Genomic DNA, 14,861 nt, shown 5'->3' on the forward strand with positions numbered 1-14,861 from the left:
CGAGGATCGTGACCCTCAGAATTCTTTGGTCTTACCCGTCTCAGGCAGGGAATTAAGGGGCCATATGGCACCACCCACCGTCTTGGACGAAACGAAATAAAGCGCACGACGAATCGCACGCTTTGTTCCGCAGGTCTACTTAGGGCAGATGGCTGTGGTTTCCAAGGGGTAAATTGCTCTGTCATTTCATTTAAGCGGTGAGTTTTCAGAGTCCCGAGAACAGTCTGGCCACCGCCCAGAAACTGCCATTTTCGGCATTTAAGATATGGATCAATGCGCCTGTCGGCTGGTTCTCGTGCCGTATCGACCTTCCTATCGGCCACGTGAACCCGCCAGGCATGCCGGGCACTTGAAATCGAAACCCCGTTGTGAGCTAGAGTAGTAAAAGATACGGGCAGCAGCAGATATGAAGGAAACGTCCATACTAAGCGAACGCGCAGTGCGCTTCGGGTCGATATTTGCAAGCATCTTGGTCGTCACGCTGCTTCATCGTTATTATGGCCTGACAAAATTCATAGATCGATCCTATGTCTGGACATACAATCCATACGACGGGTTCGATCCCGTTGCGGCATTCTTTGAGGAAAAGGCGCATTCGCTTTGGCTGGGAATAGCCAATGACATATTGTTCAGCGGTACGTTCGCACTGATATTTGCATTTCTTCCGGTCGCGCTTTTGATTGTCGCAATCCTGGTTCTTGCCCTTTTTTATTCTTCAAATATTGAGCACATCCACACCAACCTAACCGCCATAGATCTGGACCTTTTGGGATTTGCTACGGACCCAACGTTTGTAAACGCGCATTTCACCCCAAGCGTCGTAGAAAACTGGGTCATATTCTCGCTTATTGCGATCGCGCTTTTGGCAACTGCGCGACTGCCCCTGTTGTCCAAGTCATGCGCTGCTGCTGGGGGCGTTTTATGCTGCGCGGCTCTGGTATTTATTCCGAACAACTTTCGAATAAATGAGCTTCGCTGGATTCAGTCGCACCCCCTGCTCCCGACCCTCGGTCATGCAAAGCTTGAGGCTTCTGACCGAAATTTCGAGCCTTCGGTCTTTCAACGCGAGGCAGTGATTGAGTTGGGTCCGGATCAATTGAACGTGCTCGTCATTTATTTGGAAGGCTTGTCGAACTTCAGCCTGACCATGGCTGACATGGACGTCCTGAACCGGCTGGCGACAGATAACATCCGCCTGGACCGATTTATCGGGCCGCAACTGATCACGTCAAATGGCTTGTACACAACACTCACCGGCGATCTGCCCAGCTTTGTTTCCAGCGAGCGCAAGTGGAATGACTTGACCGCAGACTCTGAAATTGCGGAAGTCTCTCTTCCAGCGGTGTTGGCGAATGCAGGCTTTCATACAGCCTTTCTGCAAAGTGCAAACCTTGCATTCATGTCGAAAGATCAGCACCTCAAAGATCTTGGGTTCGAAGTCCTGCGCGGTGATGCGGATTGGGCCGCAGGTCCGGGTGTGCTCCGAAATGGATGGGGGATAGACGATCGATCCCTGTTTCGAAACGTTGTCGATTATATCGACAATCTGAGTACCGACGAACCTTGGTTTATCGCTGCTCTGACCACTGGGACACATGCGCCTTACAATGTTCCGGACGATTTTCTGCCGGACGTACCTTCCGCCAGATTACGCTCGTTGAAATATGCCGATCAGGCCGTCGGCGAACTAATGGAGGCGCTTGAGCAGCGTGGTATTCTGGAAAACACAGTTGTCGTTTTCACGTCAGATGAATCCCGCGAGACTGCAAATCTCCCTCAATTGGAGAATGAGATTCTGCTGAATTGGCTCCCGTTCATTGCCGTTCATCCAAGTGGTTCCAAACAATCCGTTGAAAAGATCGTCTCAAGCAAAGACACGCGGAACATCATTCTTGAGCTGGCCACAAATGCCACCCGTCCCGATCTGCAGCAATTGATTGAAGAATCCGAACCGGTCATTTTCGGCAATATACTCAGCGGTCGCATCTTCTGGTACGACCCTGGACGGAAGGAAATGTTCGCGTGTCTCGCTGGTCGCGAATTGGGCTGCGAACATTGGCAAGACGTCGTTGACTTTACCCAACCTTCAAACGGAACTCTGGCAGGTCAGGCGTATTTTTCGCAGTTAAAAACCGTCATTCTCGACCACGAATAAAAAAGGCGGGATGTGTATCCCGCCTTCTTTCATTCATCTGGTGTCGATTTATTCGCCCGAGGCTTCAGCGACGTCCAGAGTCACACCGGGGCCCATGGTCGAGCTTAGCGCGATTTTCTTCATGTAGGTGCCTTTGGCGCCAGACGGCTTGGCCTTGGCAACGGCCGAGACAAAGGCGCGGACGTTTTCGGCCAGCTTGGCTTCGTCAAACGACGCTTTGCCAACGCCTGCGTGCACGACGCCACCTTTTTCCGCCTTGAACTGAACTTCACCGCCCTTGGCTGCTTCCACGGCCGCTTTCACGTCCATGGTCACGGTGCCAACCTTGGGGTTGGGCATCAGGTTACGGGGACCAAGAACTTTACCAAGACGACCGACGATGGGCATCATGTCCGGGGTGGCAATGCAGCGATCGAATTCGATGGTGCCGCCCTGAATGGTTTCCATCAGGTCTTCTGCGCCAACGATATCCGCGCCAGCTTCTTTCGCTTCGTCTGCCTTGGGGCCGCGCGCAAAAACAGCGACGCGCATCGCTTTGCCGGTGCCGTTGGGCAGGCCGACAACGCCGCGCACCATCTGGTCCGCGTGACGGGTGTCAACACCCAGGTTCATCGCGATTTCGATGGTCTCGTCGAATTTCGAGGTTGCGTTGGCTTTGACCAGGGCAACTGCTTCGTCCACCGACAGGTTTTCCTTGCCGGCGACAGCTTCGCGCGCAGCGCGGGTACGTTTACCGAGTTTTGCCATCTTACTTCACCTCGATGCCCATAGAGCGGGCCGAGCCCAGGATGATCTGCATTGCGCCTTCGACGTCGTTGGCGTTCAGATCTTTCATTTTGGCTTCGGCGATTTCGCGAACCTGCTTAGTGGTCACGGTGGCCACGGTCTCACGACCGGGGTTTTCCGCGCCACGGGGGCGGTTGCGCTTGCCAACCGGCTTCAGACCAGCGGCTTTTTTCAGGTAATAAGACGCGGGCGGCGTCTTGATGTCCATGGTGAAGGACTTGTCCTGATAATAGGTGATCACGGTCGGGCAAGGGGCACCTTGCTCCATGTCTGCGGTCTTGGCGTTGAACGCCTTGCAGAATTCCATGATGTTGATGCCGCGCTGACCCAGTGCGGGGCCAACTGGCGGCGAGGGGTTCGCCTGACCTGCAGGAACCTGCAGTTTCATCGTACCAGCAAGCTTCTTGGCCATTTGGTTTTCCTTTCAACGTAGGCAGGACGCGTCCCACCCGGTTTATGTTGCGTGGTCTGATCCGGGATCGCGATCCCTGCAACCTCCCACGAGAGAATCTCGCCCGAAGACGATAGAGGCGGCGTTTATAGGGGAATGAGGGGGTTGGCAAGTGGCTGGGGCTGCAATCGGAAAAGACCGCATCGATCCCTGGCATCACTATTGTAGGAGGAACCAGACGACAGCCCGCAGTTCATAGATCGGCCACTTTGAGCGCCATTTGCCTTAGGTGTCGCATGTCCGTTCCGCAACAACCGCCAAACACCCGAATAGAGGGATTGTCCCGCACAACATGCGCAATCTCCTGACCCAGTTGAACAGGATCACCCTCGTCCAATTCCTTAGCTTCATCCAGTTCCGCATGCGAACAGCGCGATGCGTTGGCTACTACGCCTTTGAGTCTTGGGTGTTTTTTCAGAGCGTCCGCAAAGTGCGCGGGGTGCGCACAATTCACCATATAGAAGAGCGCTGCGCTGTCTGTTTCCAATTCGATTTGGTTCAAGGCATCTGTCAGCTTTGTCCCGTCAGCCAGACACCCGTCAGTTTCTACAACGAGTGACATGATGATTGGCAAATCGAAGTCTTGCGCTGCCAGAACACAGCCAACGGCCTCATTCACGCGATTGAACGTATAAGCCGTCACCAGATCGACACTGGTTTCTTTCAGGGTCGACAGTTGCACGCCATGGTATTCGCGTGCCTGCTCAACTGGCATAGGAGGAATATCTGCATAGGGATCATATCTAGGACCGATACAAGCCGAAACCAAGACATCGTCGCGACCAGATGCATTGCGTACCTCGTCCATCAACGCAACAGCGTCTTTATTCACTTTTCGGAGATTCTCTGCATCGTAGCCCAACGGCGCAGCCCGATCGGCATTTGCCATCCAGGTAGGAGCGTCGAGTATGCAGCTCACACCCATATCCCCAGACAACTCAACCAATTCCTGCATTTGCTGCGCCAAAACGGCCCGCGTTTCAGGTTTCTCCAGCAATGGGAAAGACGCAAACCCCGGAAGCTCAATGCCGTGATTGAAGATCAGGTCCGTACCCGTACCCGCATAGACAAGGAAGTGTTTTTCACTTTCATGTGGGAGTTTCCGCGCCATTTTACGCTCCTCGAACATCTTCGTTGGATCATTGCCACATTGGCGGAGACGAATTCATCTTCGATGCAGCAGTTTTTTCTCGGGCTCGTCAAGTTTCTGGATAATCTACTGCCGCGCCAAATCCCACTTTGGCGCGGCAGGCTAAACAGAAAAAGCCACGCAACCCGGGCTGCGTGGCTTCGTACATCTTTGAATAAGGCTATTCAGCTCTGCTTGGTAACCTGCGTAAAGTCCAGCTCCACCGGCGTCTCGCGGCCAAAGATCGACACCGAGACCTTCAGCTTCTGGTTCTCGTCGTCCACGCCTTCGACCATGCCGTCGAAATCCTCGAACGGGCCGTCGTTGACCTTGACCTTTTCGCCGACCTCGAAGCTGATCATCAGCTTGGGCGCTTCTTCGCCTTCCTGAACACGGTTCAGGATCTGGTTGACCTCAGCATCGCGCATCGGCATCGGGCGGCCTTGCGGGCCAAGGAAACCGGTGACCCGGTTGATCGAGTTCACAAGGTGATAGCCCTGATCCGACATCTCCATATGCACCAGCACATAGCCGGGCATGAAACGGCGTTCGGTGGTGACTTTCTTGCCCCGGCGCACTTCGATCACCTCTTCGGTGGGCACCAGAACCTCGTCGATATCGTCTTCAAGGCCGTGCTCTGCCACCGACGTGCGGATCTGCTCTGCGATCTTCTTTTCGAAATTCGAAAGAACGCTGACCGAGTACCACCGTTTCGCCATGAACCTGTCGTCCTTGTTTGCCTTTGGGCCGCGACTGCGCCCGTCATTGAAATTCTGTCACGTCACCCGGAATAAAAAGCGGCGCGCGGTCCGAATCGCCGCACGCCCATTCCGAATAGTCCCGCGTCACCTACTAGCACATCGCCTGAGGTGCAAGAGGGCAGTGCCGTCAGGGCCTGCCCCAACCGGCTTAGCTGAACGCACCCAGGATCAGTTGCAGACCACCGCGAATGCCCAGATCGACCAGCGCAAAGAAAACGGCTGTCAGCGCCGCCATGATGAACACCATGACCGTGGTCAACAGAACTTCGCGGCGCGTGGGCCAGACGACCTTTGCAACTTCGGCGCGGACCTGCTGAATGAACTGGATCGGATTCATGGTAGCCATTTGGCGGTGTTCTCTCTGCTAGCGGATGGGCCGGACATAACCGGGCATTGCGGCAATTTCAAGGGCTGTCAGGACTTGGGTTTGTCATCCCATTCGTCGCTGAGGATGCGACGGGCATCGCCCTCGGGGTCGTCATACTGGTTGGACCGGACCGTGTAGATAAAGGCCACAAGGCCAACCCCGCCCAAAAACAGGGAAATCGGTATGAGATAGGCCAGAACTTCCATCAGGTCACCTCAGCCGCAGGGCATTCAGGGATACGGTGATCGACGAGGTCGACATCGCCAAAGCCGCAATCAGAGGGGTCGCCAGACCGACCACCGCAAGCGGGACGGCAATCACGTTGTACACGGTGGCGATGCGGAAATTCTCGCGAATCCGTTTGGTCGCCTTCCGCGCCGTGTCACAGGCATCCGCGATGGGCGACAGGTCGCTGCCCAGCAACACAATATCGGAAGCCACCCGTGCCGCATCCAGCGCCGAGGCCGGAGAGATCGACACATGCGCCGCCGCCAGCGCAGCGGTGTCGTTCAGCCCGTCGCCAACCATAAGAACATGATGCCCCTGATCGCTGAGCGCCTGCACGCGTTTGGCCTTGTCCTGCGGCAGGGCCTCGGCGATCCAGTTTGCGATCCCCAGCTTTTTAGCCAGCGCCTCAACCGCGCCCGGCGTATCGCCTGAGATCAGGATGACTTGTTTTCCACTGTCGCGGAAGGCCTGAACGGCCTCGGCCGCGCCTGCGCGCAACGTATCCGAGAACAGGAAGGCGCGGGGTGCCTGGCCTGCAATGGACAGCCAGGCTGATGTCTGCGCACCGGGTTCGGCACCGGTCCACTCAGCGCGCCCCAGACGGACGGTTTGGTTTCGGTATGTCCCTTGCGTTCCATAGCCGGGAACCTCGGTGATGTCTTGCAGACGCGCCGGTTTGATCCCGGCCTCGCGCGCAGCTTTGGCAAGTGCAATCGACAGCGGGTGAGACGAAGATTCGGCCAAGGCCAAAGCCACCTCAAGATCCGCACGGGAATGATCGCCCAGATTGGTCGGTTCGGGCGTGCCCGAAGTCAGCGTGCCGGTCTTGTCGAAGACAACGGTATCAACTTCGGCAAGACGTTCCAGTGCCGTGGAATGTTTGATCAGCATCCCCTTGCGGAACAAGCGCCCCGAGGCTGCCGTGGTCACCGCAGGCACGGCCAGACCCAGGGCACAGGGACAGGTGATGATCAAAACTGCGGCGGCAATATTCAGAGCGGTGCGGATATCGCCGGAATAGATGTACCAGCCCAGAAAACTGAGGGCCGACAGGATATGGACGCCGGGCGCATACAGCTTGGCCGCCTTGTCCGCCAGCGACGTGTACCGCGAGCGGCCTGATTCCGCGATGGCCACCAGATCGGCCATGCGGTGCAGCGAGGTGTCCTCGCCCACTGCCGTCGCGCGGATGGTCAGCGGACCGGTCAGGTTGACCTCTCCGGCGCTGACGGCCTGCCCGGTTTCGGCGAACACCGGCAGGGTTTCACCGGTCAGCAGCGACCGGTCCAGTTCCGATTGACCCGAGACAATCTCTCCGTCCACAGGCATGCGCCCGCCGGGGCGTACGAGGATCAGATCACCCACGTTCAGGGAAGAAACAGCAACCTCTTCCTCGAAACCATCCATGATCCGAATGGCGCGCGGCACTTCCAGGGCGGTTAACTCCTCGGCTGCAGAACGGGCCGCTGCGCGGGTGCGATAGTCCAGATAGCGCCCGGCCAACAGGAAGAAGGTCAGGGTCAGAGCAGCGTCAAAATAGGCGTGTTCGCCGCTAAGTGCGGTTTCCCACAAGGATGTCATCAGCGCCAGCAGGATCGCCAGCACAATCGGCACATCCATGTTCAGGCGACGGACGCGCAGCGCACTCCAGGCGTTGGTAAAGAAGGGCTGCGCGGAAAACGCGATCGCCGGAAGTGCAATTGCGGCGGATATCCAGTGGAACATATCGCGCGTTGCGTCTGATGCGCCGGACCAGACCGACACCGAAAGCAGCATCACATTCATCGAGGCAAAACCGGCCACCGCCAGCCTCATCAGCAGATCGCGGCCCGCCTTGTCGGATTGCGTTGCCGACAGCGCGCCGGGGTCCAGTTCATGGGCCTCGTAACCCGCGCGTTCCAGCACCGGAATCAGATCGGCGGCCCGCAGATCTGGCGCTCCTTTGATCATGGCGCGTTTGAGCGTCAGGTTGACCCGCGCATCCTCGACACCCGGTGAGGCATTCAGCTCTCGCTCGACCGTCGCGATACAGGCCGAGCAGTGAATGCCCGGCAGCGACAGCGCGATCTGCACATCCTGAGGGATCGGACGCACCGGTTCCGCCGGGGTTGCGATGCAACCGGGACAAGCCGCGGTGCCGGATGAAAGCTGCGCGGTCATTGCCTATCCCTTCACATAAAGCGGGATACGCTGGGCAAACTCGCTGCCGTCCCTGTCCCTGGCCAGCAACCGGATGTTCCAGTTGCCCTTGCCCAGCGCAGCAGGTGCGGCATAGGCCAGACCATCAAAGGTAAAATCAGGGGAAAAATCGTCTTTCACATGGGTCGCGCGGCCAACAATAGCCTGCAGTTCGGCCACTTGCACAGGCGATCCCGTCTGATCGGTGATGTGCAGGATCAGCAACCCGCCCGAAAGCTCTGCCCGGATATCCCAGCCCAGCGACTGTTGTTCCTTCAAACGCTCGTTGAACTCCTGACTGGCCACGTAGGAGTTTTTGACCTCCAGCCCAGGGAAGGTTTTCACCGCGCTGTAGGCCAGCACCAGATTCACGCCGATAATAACACCGAAGGCCGCGACAAAGACCGCCAGAGCATGTTTGCCTGTGAATTGACGTTCTGCCATGGTCAGTTCCCCCGTCCGTTAAACGTGGTGTCCTTGTAGGCTCGCTCGCCATTGTTCAGGTCTTCGACCCAGATGCGCAGGGGTGTGACGTCCGCGCCAGCAGGGCCGGTATCACCCTCTGCAGTGATATAGACACGTGTCAATTGTGCCGTATCTGCGGCCACATTGACAGTCTCACCTTCGAGCCCTTCAATTTCGATCTGCAACGCGGGATCACCGGTCAGTGTCAGTTTAAAGGGCCGCTCCTCGCCGTGCTTGTTGCGCAGGCGTACATCGTAGGTGTTGCGGATCGTTCCATCAGACAGGGTCACGAATGTCGGGTTGCGCACCGGCGCAACGGTCAGATCGATATCCGAGCGTATGAACAGCGCGAACAGCAAGGCAAACCCGACCAGCGACCACAGCGCGGTATACATGATGGTGCGCGGCCGCAGGATGTGTTTCCAGACATTCTTGGGCGGATGTCCTTCGCGTTCGCGGGTTTCATCACTCAGCGCCATGTAGTCAATCAGTCCGCGAGGCTTACCGATCTTGGCCATCATATCGTCACAGGCGTCGATACAAAGCGCGCATGTGATGCATTCCAGTTGCTGGCCGTCCCGGATGTCGATGCCCACGGGGCAAACGTTCACGCAGGCCATGCAGTCGATACAATCGCCCAGATCACTGTCTGCCGTCCGTTTGCCCTTGCCACGCGGCTCGCCGCGCCATTCACGGTAGCCGACGACCAGAGTGTCCTCGTCCATCATCGCGGCCTGGATGCGCGGCCAGGGGCAGGCATAGATACAGATCTGTTCGCGGGCAAAGCCGCCGAACAGGAAGGTGGTGCCGGTCAGGATCAACATGGTCGTATAGGCAACCGGATGTGCATTGCCGGTCACCAGTTCGCGCAACAGCGTCGGCGCGTCAGCGAAATAAAACACCCAGGCACCGCCGGTCGCCAGACCGATCAGAAACCAGACCACCCATTTCGTTATCCGCAGCCGGGCTTTGCGGAAATCCAGCTTCTGCTGCCGATGCAGACGCAGGCGTGCGTTGCGGTCGCCCTCGATCCAGCGTTCGACCAGAATATACAGGTCGGTCCAGACCGTTTGCGGACAGGCATAGCCGCACCAGACACGTCCAAGCGCCGAGGTAAACAGGAACAGGCCCAACCCGGCCATGATCAACAGGCCGGCAACAAAATAGAACTCATGCGGCCAGATTTCGATCCAGAAGAAGTAAAAGCGCCGGTTTGCCAGATCCAGCAGAACCGCTTGATCAGGCAGGCTGGGACCGCGATCCCATCTGATCCAGGGCGTGACGTAGTAGATGCCCAGCGTCACCGCCATGATGATCCACTTCAGATTTCTGAACGGACCGGACACACGTCTGGGAAAAATCGGTTCCCTTGCTGCGTATAAACTGGGGGCGGGGTCGGAATCGCTCACGGGCTGGCTCCAGATCTGGCTTTTCTGAGTGTGTGTTGTTCCAGATCACAAGCCCAGAGACTTTGACATGGGTCAAAACGCGCATCGTACAGACATCTTTTCTCAACCTGCGCGTGCCAGCCTTTTCAACCAACCTACAAATGCCCGAACCGAGGGTCTGAGGGGCGTTTTTGCGGTAACAATGTGGTATCCGCGCGTGTCCGGCTCGGCATACAGCTCGATGATCCGGCCCGCCTTGATATCAGGCTCGACGAAATGTCGCACGGTAACCGTGACACCTTGCCCTGCCCGCAATCCATCCAGCACCAGATTGCCCGGCAATTCCGTACGCCCGGCCCCTCGCGCGGGACCTGCATCATGCTGCGCCAGCCAAGTGGTTGCCTCGGTTGTTCCGATCTCTTCCAGCCACGGCAATTGCGCCAGTTCGGTCGGAGTCCAATCCGTCTTGCCCCCCAGCAGCTGCGGCGCAGCGACGATCACCATTGGCGTTTGCAGCAACATATCGACATCGACACCCGTCCACCGGCCTGCACCATATCGGATTGCGACATCCACGCCGCCCGGTCGCAAATCTACCACCTCGGGTGACGGATCCAGAACCAGATCAATTTCCGGGTGCGCAGCACGAAACATCGGCAAACGTGGCATTAGCCAGGACGCGGCAAAAGACGGCGTCAGAGAAACATGTACGGGTCGTTCGACCCCGGATCGAGAGATATCGCGAACCGCAGATTCAATCGCACCAAAACCCAGATGCAGGGCGCGGGCCAGATGCTCTCCGTCGGTGGTCAGGGTCAACGCCTTCCCCGAACGATCCAGCAGCGCGACACCAAGGTGCTTTTCCAATGCGCGCAGCTGCTGACTGATGGCAGCGTGGCTGACATTCAGCGCCGCACCGGCCTCGACCACATTGCGCTTTTCGGCAAAGGCGGAAAAAGCGCGCAGCGCAGTCAGAGGTGGCAGGTTAATCCAGTCCATATGTAATTCACGCTTACACAAAGGAATAGTTATTGAGTCGCATTTCGCGGCCCGAACGTCAATCCTCTAGGCAGAAACACCATCATACAGGAGGCACACCATGCTGACCGTTTTTGCCCGATCTTTCATGACCGCCACACGGATTGATACGCCGCATATTCGCGACATCCAGAAACCAGACAGCCGCAAAAGACGCTGGTTGCCCGAGGGCCATTGGTGGAAGGAACATCCGCGCGCCGGTGATCTGGACAATCTTTGAACGTGGACGATGCGCGGGTTCTGGACCGCGGCACATCCTTACAAATCTTTTGGTAAATTCGGCACCGGCCGTTCTGGAAACGCGCGAACAGATGGAACAGCCGGTGCCTCAGCCTTCGGGCGGTTGACCGCCCGGAGGTGTTCTTTTCAGACCTTACTGACCGCCACCCAACTGGTGGACATAAGCGGTCACGGCGCGAATTTGCGCCTCGGTCAGACGATTTTCCCATGCGGGCATGACGCCGAAGCGGCTGTTGGTGACCGTCTCGGTCAGAGCCTCTTCGCTGCCACCATAGAGCCAGATCGCGTCGGTCAGGTTCGGCGCACCCTGAAACACGTCGCCCGTTCCGTCCTCGCCATGGCAGGCCGCGCAGTTGTCTTCGAAAACAACTTTGCCAGCTTCGGCCACCGCATCATCGGTCTGTGCGTTGGTCAGGGACATGACATACTGGACGACTTGCGTGATTTCGTCATGTTCGAGGATTTCGCCAAAGGCCGGCATCTCGGAATAACGCGCATCGTCGCTGTCCTCGTTGCGGATGCCATAGGCGACCGAATACTCGATATCCTCAAGCGAACCGCCCCACAACCAAGCGTCGTCCAGCAGGTTCGGGAAACCCGGAGCCCCCTGCGCACCCGAACCGTGGCATTGTGCGCACCAGGTGCGGAACACCGCGCTGCCTGCGTTGACGGCGTATTGCTGCAACTCGGCATCGGCTGCGACCTCTTCCAGCGGCGTTTCCACCAGCTTGGCGTTCAGGGGCGCATTGGTTTCCTGAAATGCCACCAGATCCTGCTGCACTTCGGCACGCGAAGACCAGCCGGTCACACCTGCGGTCGCGGACTGAACCAACGGCCATGCGGGATACATGATGGTGTAGATCACGCCCCAGAAGATCGTGGCGTAGAAGGTCCACAGCCACCAGCGCGGCATCGGGTTGTCGAACTCTTCCAGACCGTCCCAGCTGTGGCCGGTTGTCTTGGGATCGCCCGGCAGTTTTTCGGGTGTCTTGCTCATGGCCGCGCCTCCTTGGATTCGGCGGGTTTATCTTGATGCCGGAAGGGGATGTTGGCGGTGTCTTTGTATTCCTTGCTGGCACCGGGGCGGAAAACCCAGATCACGATGCCGATGAAGAAGGTAAAGAGTAGCAGCAGCATCCAACTGTCCGCGAACTGTCGAAGAAGTGTGTATAGTTCCATCTCACCCTCCCTCAGCGGCTTGCGTCCGGGGTGAAGGTCGAGAAGTCGACCAGCGTGCCCAGCATCTGCAGATAAGCGATCAGCGCGTCCGCTTCGGTCAGGTCGGACTGACCGTCGAAGTTGCGTACGTTGACCTTGTCGCCATAGCGTTCCAGCAGCCCGTCAAAATCGCTGTCCGGGTCGGCCTGCGCGCGGAAGTCGGCCTCGGCATTGGCCAGCATTTCCTCGGTATAGGGCGTACCCACAACCGCATTGGCCTTCATGATGTCACCGATATATTTGCCGCTCATCTTACGGTTTTCGAGAAAGCCGTATTTTGGCATCACCGATTCCGGTACCACCGACTGCGCATCGCGCAGGTGGCGCACATGCCAGTCATCCGAATAGCGGCCACCGACGCGGGCCAGATCAGGCCCGGTCCGCTTGGACCCCCACTGGAACGGGTGGTCATACATCGATTCAGCCGCCAGCGAGTAGTGGCCATAGCGTTCGACCTCATCCCGCATCGGGCGGATCATCTGGCTGTGGCAGACATAGCATCCTTCGCGCAGATAAATCTCACGGCCTGCCATCTCCAAGGGGGTGTAGGGGCGCATGCCCTCCACCTTTTCGATGGTGTTCTCAAGATAGAACAGCGGGGTGATCTGAACGATGCCACCGATGGTTACGACCAAAAAGCTGAATACCAGCAGGAGGGTCGCGTTGGTCTCGAGGATTTTATGTTTGTCGAGAATTGCCATTGCTCCGGCCCTCCTTATTCAGCCGGGACCGCGACGGTCAGGCTGGCCTCTTTGGCCGGCGCTTTCCGCACAGTCATCCACAGGTTGTAGCACATGATGACCGAGCCAGCGACGAACATCACGCCACCCAGAGCACGCACCACATACATCGGGAATTTGGCCGCCACAGTGTCGGCGAACGAGTTCACCAGGAAGCCGTTGGCATCCACTTCGCGCCACATCAGGCCTTCCATGATACCGGTCACCCACATCGACGCGGCGTAAAGCACGATGCCAATGGTCGCGAGCCAGAAGTGCCAGCTGACCAGTTGAAGCGAGTACAGACGCTCGCGCTTCCACAGCACAGGCACCAGGAAATACAGCGCACCAAAGGTGATCATACCGTTCCAGCCCAGAGCGCCCGAGTGAACGTGGCCGATGGTCCAGTCGGTATAGTGGCTGAGCGAGTTCACGGCGCGGATCGACATCATCGGGCCTTCAAAGGTGGACATGCCGTAAAAGCCGACCGAGATCACCATCATCCGGATCACCGGGTCGGTGCGCAGCTTGTCCCATGCGCCCGACAGGGTCATCAGACCGTTGATCATACCACCCCACGAAGGCATCCACAGCACGACCGAGAACACCATGCCCAGCGTCGAGGCCCAGTCTGGCAGCGCGGTATAGTGCAGGTGGTGCGGACCGGCCCAGATATAGAGGAAGATCAGCGCCCAGAAGTGGATGATCGACAGCTTGTAACTGAAGACCGGACGCTCGGCCTGTTTCGGGATGAAGTAGTACATCATGCCAAGGAAACCGGCGGTCAGGAAGAAGCCCACAGCGTTGTGGCCGTACCACCACTGGATCATGGCGTCTTGAACGCCCGACCAGACGATAACCGATTTCGACCCCCAGATGCTGACCGGGATGGTCAGGTTGTTGACAACATGCAGCATCGCAACGGTGACGATAAACGCCAGATAGAACCAGTTTGCCACGTAGATGTGGGGCTCTTTCCGTTTGACCACGGTGCCCAGGAACACGGCCAGATACGCGACCCAGACAATGGTCAGCCACAGGTCAACGTACCATTCAGGTTCCGCGTATTCCTTGGACTGTGTGCCGCCCAGAACATAGCCGGTCGCGGCCAGAACGATGAACAGCTGATAGCCCCAGAACACGAACCACGCGAGGTTGCCGCCCCATAGGCGCGCGGCGCTGGTGCGCTGAACCACATAGAACGAGGTGGCCAGCAGCGCGTTGCCCCCAAAGGCAAAAATCACCGCCGAGGTGTGCAGCGGGCGCAAACGGCCAAAGTTCAGATAGCCCTGTGCCCATTCGAAGTTCAGCACCGGAAAGGCCAATTGGAACGCAATGAAGGTCCCTGCCAGGAACCCGACGACGCCCCAAAAGGCGGTTGCGATCACCCCGTAACGGATCACGCCATCCATGTACTCGCCTGAACGATCTACAAGAATATCTGGCTCATCTGTGTTTCTCAGCGTCCAGATGAACAATCCGATAGCGATCAACATCACCAGAATTGCATGCACCTGATACGCCAAATCGCGTGCATAATTGGTTCCGATCGCTGCAAAAATCGCGATCAGACCAAGCACGATCAGCTTGATGTAATTTGACATATTGCGTCCCTTTGCCATGCCCCGCGTGATTCTTCGGTCGCGCAGAGCCCTTTTGACTGAATGCTGTAATGCAGAAACGGCGGGTTTGCTGCTTTGATCTGTGTCAAGACAAGGCGCTGTTTTCTGTGACAGGT

General features: G+C 57.6%; 16 protein-coding genes. 2 read left to right on the forward strand and 14 right to left on the reverse strand.

The window, feature by feature from the left end; translation table 11 throughout:
- Nucleotides 1-406: 406 nt before the first annotated feature.
- A complete protein-coding gene (locus tag ACR0K4_RS17105; protein ID WP_480854944.1) occupies nucleotides 407-2,155 on the forward strand; it encodes an LTA synthase family protein in 1,749 nt (582 codons plus the stop codon).
- Nucleotides 2,156-2,203: 48 nt separating this feature from the next.
- On the opposite strand, the gene rplA is transcribed toward ACR0K4_RS17105, so the two are convergent.
- From rplA to ACR0K4_RS17155, 10 genes are all read right to left on the reverse strand, one after another.
- Entirely contained in the window at nucleotides 2,204-2,902 is a 699-nt protein-coding gene (gene rplA, locus ACR0K4_RS17110) for a 50S ribosomal protein L1 (RefSeq protein ID WP_170656105.1), read from the reverse strand.
- A gap of 1 nt (nucleotide 2,903) precedes the next feature.
- Nucleotides 2,904-3,353, reverse strand: a complete 450-nt coding sequence (gene rplK / locus ACR0K4_RS17115; protein ID WP_113791694.1) for a 50S ribosomal protein L11 — start codon at nucleotides 3,351-3,353, stop codon at nucleotides 2,904-2,906.
- Nucleotides 3,354-3,585: 232 nt separating this feature from the next.
- Nucleotides 3,586-4,521 (reverse strand): homocysteine S-methyltransferase family protein, encoded by a 936-nt coding sequence (locus ACR0K4_RS17120; RefSeq protein WP_480521769.1) that lies wholly within the window; start codon nucleotides 4,519-4,521, stop codon nucleotides 3,586-3,588.
- A gap of 185 nt (nucleotides 4,522-4,706) precedes the next feature.
- Complete coding sequence (nusG, locus tag ACR0K4_RS17125) at nucleotides 4,707-5,240, reverse strand: transcription termination/antitermination protein NusG (RefSeq protein ID WP_170355307.1); 534 nt, start codon at nucleotides 5,238-5,240, stop codon at nucleotides 4,707-4,709.
- A gap of 190 nt (nucleotides 5,241-5,430) precedes the next feature.
- A complete protein-coding gene (secE, locus tag ACR0K4_RS17130; RefSeq protein WP_170350969.1) occupies nucleotides 5,431-5,628 on the reverse strand; it encodes a preprotein translocase subunit SecE in 198 nt (65 codons plus the stop codon).
- A 68-nt stretch (nucleotides 5,629-5,696) separates the two neighbouring features.
- Nucleotides 5,697-5,855 (reverse strand): cbb3-type cytochrome oxidase assembly protein CcoS, encoded by a 159-nt coding sequence (gene ccoS / locus ACR0K4_RS17135; RefSeq protein WP_058272490.1) that lies wholly within the window; start codon nucleotides 5,853-5,855, stop codon nucleotides 5,697-5,699.
- Nucleotides 5,856-5,859: 4 nt separating this feature from the next.
- Nucleotides 5,860-8,037 (reverse strand): heavy metal translocating P-type ATPase, encoded by a 2,178-nt coding sequence (locus tag ACR0K4_RS17140; protein WP_480854945.1) that lies wholly within the window; start codon nucleotides 8,035-8,037, stop codon nucleotides 5,860-5,862.
- A 3-nt stretch (nucleotides 8,038-8,040) separates the two neighbouring features.
- Nucleotides 8,041-8,499, reverse strand: a complete 459-nt coding sequence (locus ACR0K4_RS17145; protein ID WP_480854946.1) for a FixH family protein — start codon at nucleotides 8,497-8,499, stop codon at nucleotides 8,041-8,043.
- 2 nt (nucleotides 8,500-8,501) lie between these two features.
- Nucleotides 8,502-9,929, reverse strand: coding sequence for a cytochrome c oxidase accessory protein CcoG (gene ccoG / locus ACR0K4_RS17150; protein ID WP_480854947.1), 1,428 nt, complete (start codon nucleotides 9,927-9,929; stop codon nucleotides 8,502-8,504).
- A gap of 102 nt (nucleotides 9,930-10,031) precedes the next feature.
- Nucleotides 10,032-10,907, reverse strand: a complete 876-nt coding sequence (locus ACR0K4_RS17155) for a LysR family transcriptional regulator (RefSeq protein ID WP_480521765.1) — start codon at nucleotides 10,905-10,907, stop codon at nucleotides 10,032-10,034.
- Nucleotides 10,908-11,007: 100 nt separating this feature from the next.
- Here ACR0K4_RS17155 and ACR0K4_RS17160 point away from each other — a divergent pair, with 100 nt between their 5' ends.
- Entirely contained in the window at nucleotides 11,008-11,166 is a 159-nt protein-coding gene (locus ACR0K4_RS17160) for a hypothetical protein (RefSeq protein ID WP_480521764.1), read from the forward strand.
- A gap of 153 nt (nucleotides 11,167-11,319) precedes the next feature.
- On the opposite strand, the gene ccoP is transcribed toward ACR0K4_RS17160, so the two are convergent.
- The 4 genes from ccoP to ccoN are packed head-to-tail and all read right to left on the reverse strand — an operon-like array spanning nucleotide 11,320 to nucleotide 14,727.
- The gene (gene ccoP, locus ACR0K4_RS17165) at nucleotides 11,320-12,183 is read right to left on the reverse strand and encodes a cytochrome-c oxidase, cbb3-type subunit III (protein ID WP_480854948.1); all 864 of its coding nucleotides are present in this window, start codon (nucleotides 12,181-12,183) and stop codon (nucleotides 11,320-11,322) included.
- Complete coding sequence (locus ACR0K4_RS17170; protein ID WP_170656127.1) at nucleotides 12,180-12,365, reverse strand: cbb3-type cytochrome c oxidase subunit 3; 186 nt, start codon at nucleotides 12,363-12,365, stop codon at nucleotides 12,180-12,182. The genes ccoP and ACR0K4_RS17170 overlap by 4 nt, the downstream gene beginning before the upstream one ends.
- 11 nt (nucleotides 12,366-12,376) lie before the next feature.
- Nucleotides 12,377-13,105, reverse strand: coding sequence for a cytochrome-c oxidase, cbb3-type subunit II (ccoO, locus tag ACR0K4_RS17175; RefSeq protein WP_480854949.1), 729 nt, complete (start codon nucleotides 13,103-13,105; stop codon nucleotides 12,377-12,379).
- 14 nt (nucleotides 13,106-13,119) lie between these two features.
- Nucleotides 13,120-14,727: a cytochrome-c oxidase, cbb3-type subunit I gene (gene ccoN / locus ACR0K4_RS17180; protein WP_480521761.1), complete on the reverse strand. Its 1,608-nt coding sequence runs from the start codon at nucleotides 14,725-14,727 to the stop codon at nucleotides 13,120-13,122.
- Nucleotides 14,728-14,861: the final 134 nt, after the last annotated feature.

The organism is Ruegeria sp. K11 (assembly GCF_056531905.1).

Bases quoted from the DNA above. Each gene is read 5' to 3' on its own strand.
- ACR0K4_RS17105 (WP_480854944.1), top strand. From the start codon at position 407: ATGAAGGAAACGTCCATACTAAGCGAACGCGCAGTGCGCTTCGGGTCG.
- rplA (WP_170656105.1), bottom strand. From the start codon at position 2,902: ATGGCAAAACTCGGTAAACGTACCCGCGCTGCGCGCGAAGCTGTCGCC.
- rplK (WP_113791694.1), bottom strand. From the start codon at position 3,353: ATGGCCAAGAAGCTTGCTGGTACGATGAAACTGCAGGTTCCTGCAGGT.
- ACR0K4_RS17120 (WP_480521769.1), bottom strand. From the start codon at position 4,521: ATGTTCGAGGAGCGTAAAATGGCGCGGAAACTCCCACATGAAAGTGAA.
- nusG (WP_170355307.1), bottom strand. From the start codon at position 5,240: ATGGCGAAACGGTGGTACTCGGTCAGCGTTCTTTCGAATTTCGAAAAG.
- secE (WP_170350969.1), bottom strand. From the start codon at position 5,628: ATGGCTACCATGAATCCGATCCAGTTCATTCAGCAGGTCCGCGCCGAA.
- ccoS (WP_058272490.1), bottom strand. From the start codon at position 5,855: ATGGAAGTTCTGGCCTATCTCATACCGATTTCCCTGTTTTTGGGCGGG.
- ACR0K4_RS17140 (WP_480854945.1), bottom strand. From the start codon at position 8,037: ATGACCGCGCAGCTTTCATCCGGCACCGCGGCTTGTCCCGGTTGCATC.
- ACR0K4_RS17145 (WP_480854946.1), bottom strand. From the start codon at position 8,499: ATGGCAGAACGTCAATTCACAGGCAAACATGCTCTGGCGGTCTTTGTC.
- ACR0K4_RS17155 (WP_480521765.1), bottom strand. From the start codon at position 10,907: ATGGACTGGATTAACCTGCCACCTCTGACTGCGCTGCGCGCTTTTTCC.
- ACR0K4_RS17160 (WP_480521764.1), top strand. From the start codon at position 11,008: ATGCTGACCGTTTTTGCCCGATCTTTCATGACCGCCACACGGATTGAT.
- ccoP (WP_480854948.1), bottom strand. From the start codon at position 12,183: ATGAGCAAGACACCCGAAAAACTGCCGGGCGATCCCAAGACAACCGGC.
- ACR0K4_RS17170 (WP_170656127.1), bottom strand. From the start codon at position 12,365: ATGGAACTATACACACTTCTTCGACAGTTCGCGGACAGTTGGATGCTG.
- ccoO (WP_480854949.1), bottom strand. From the start codon at position 13,105: ATGGCAATTCTCGACAAACATAAAATCCTCGAGACCAACGCGACCCTC.
- ccoN (WP_480521761.1), bottom strand. From the start codon at position 14,727: ATGTCAAATTACATCAAGCTGATCGTGCTTGGTCTGATCGCGATTTTT.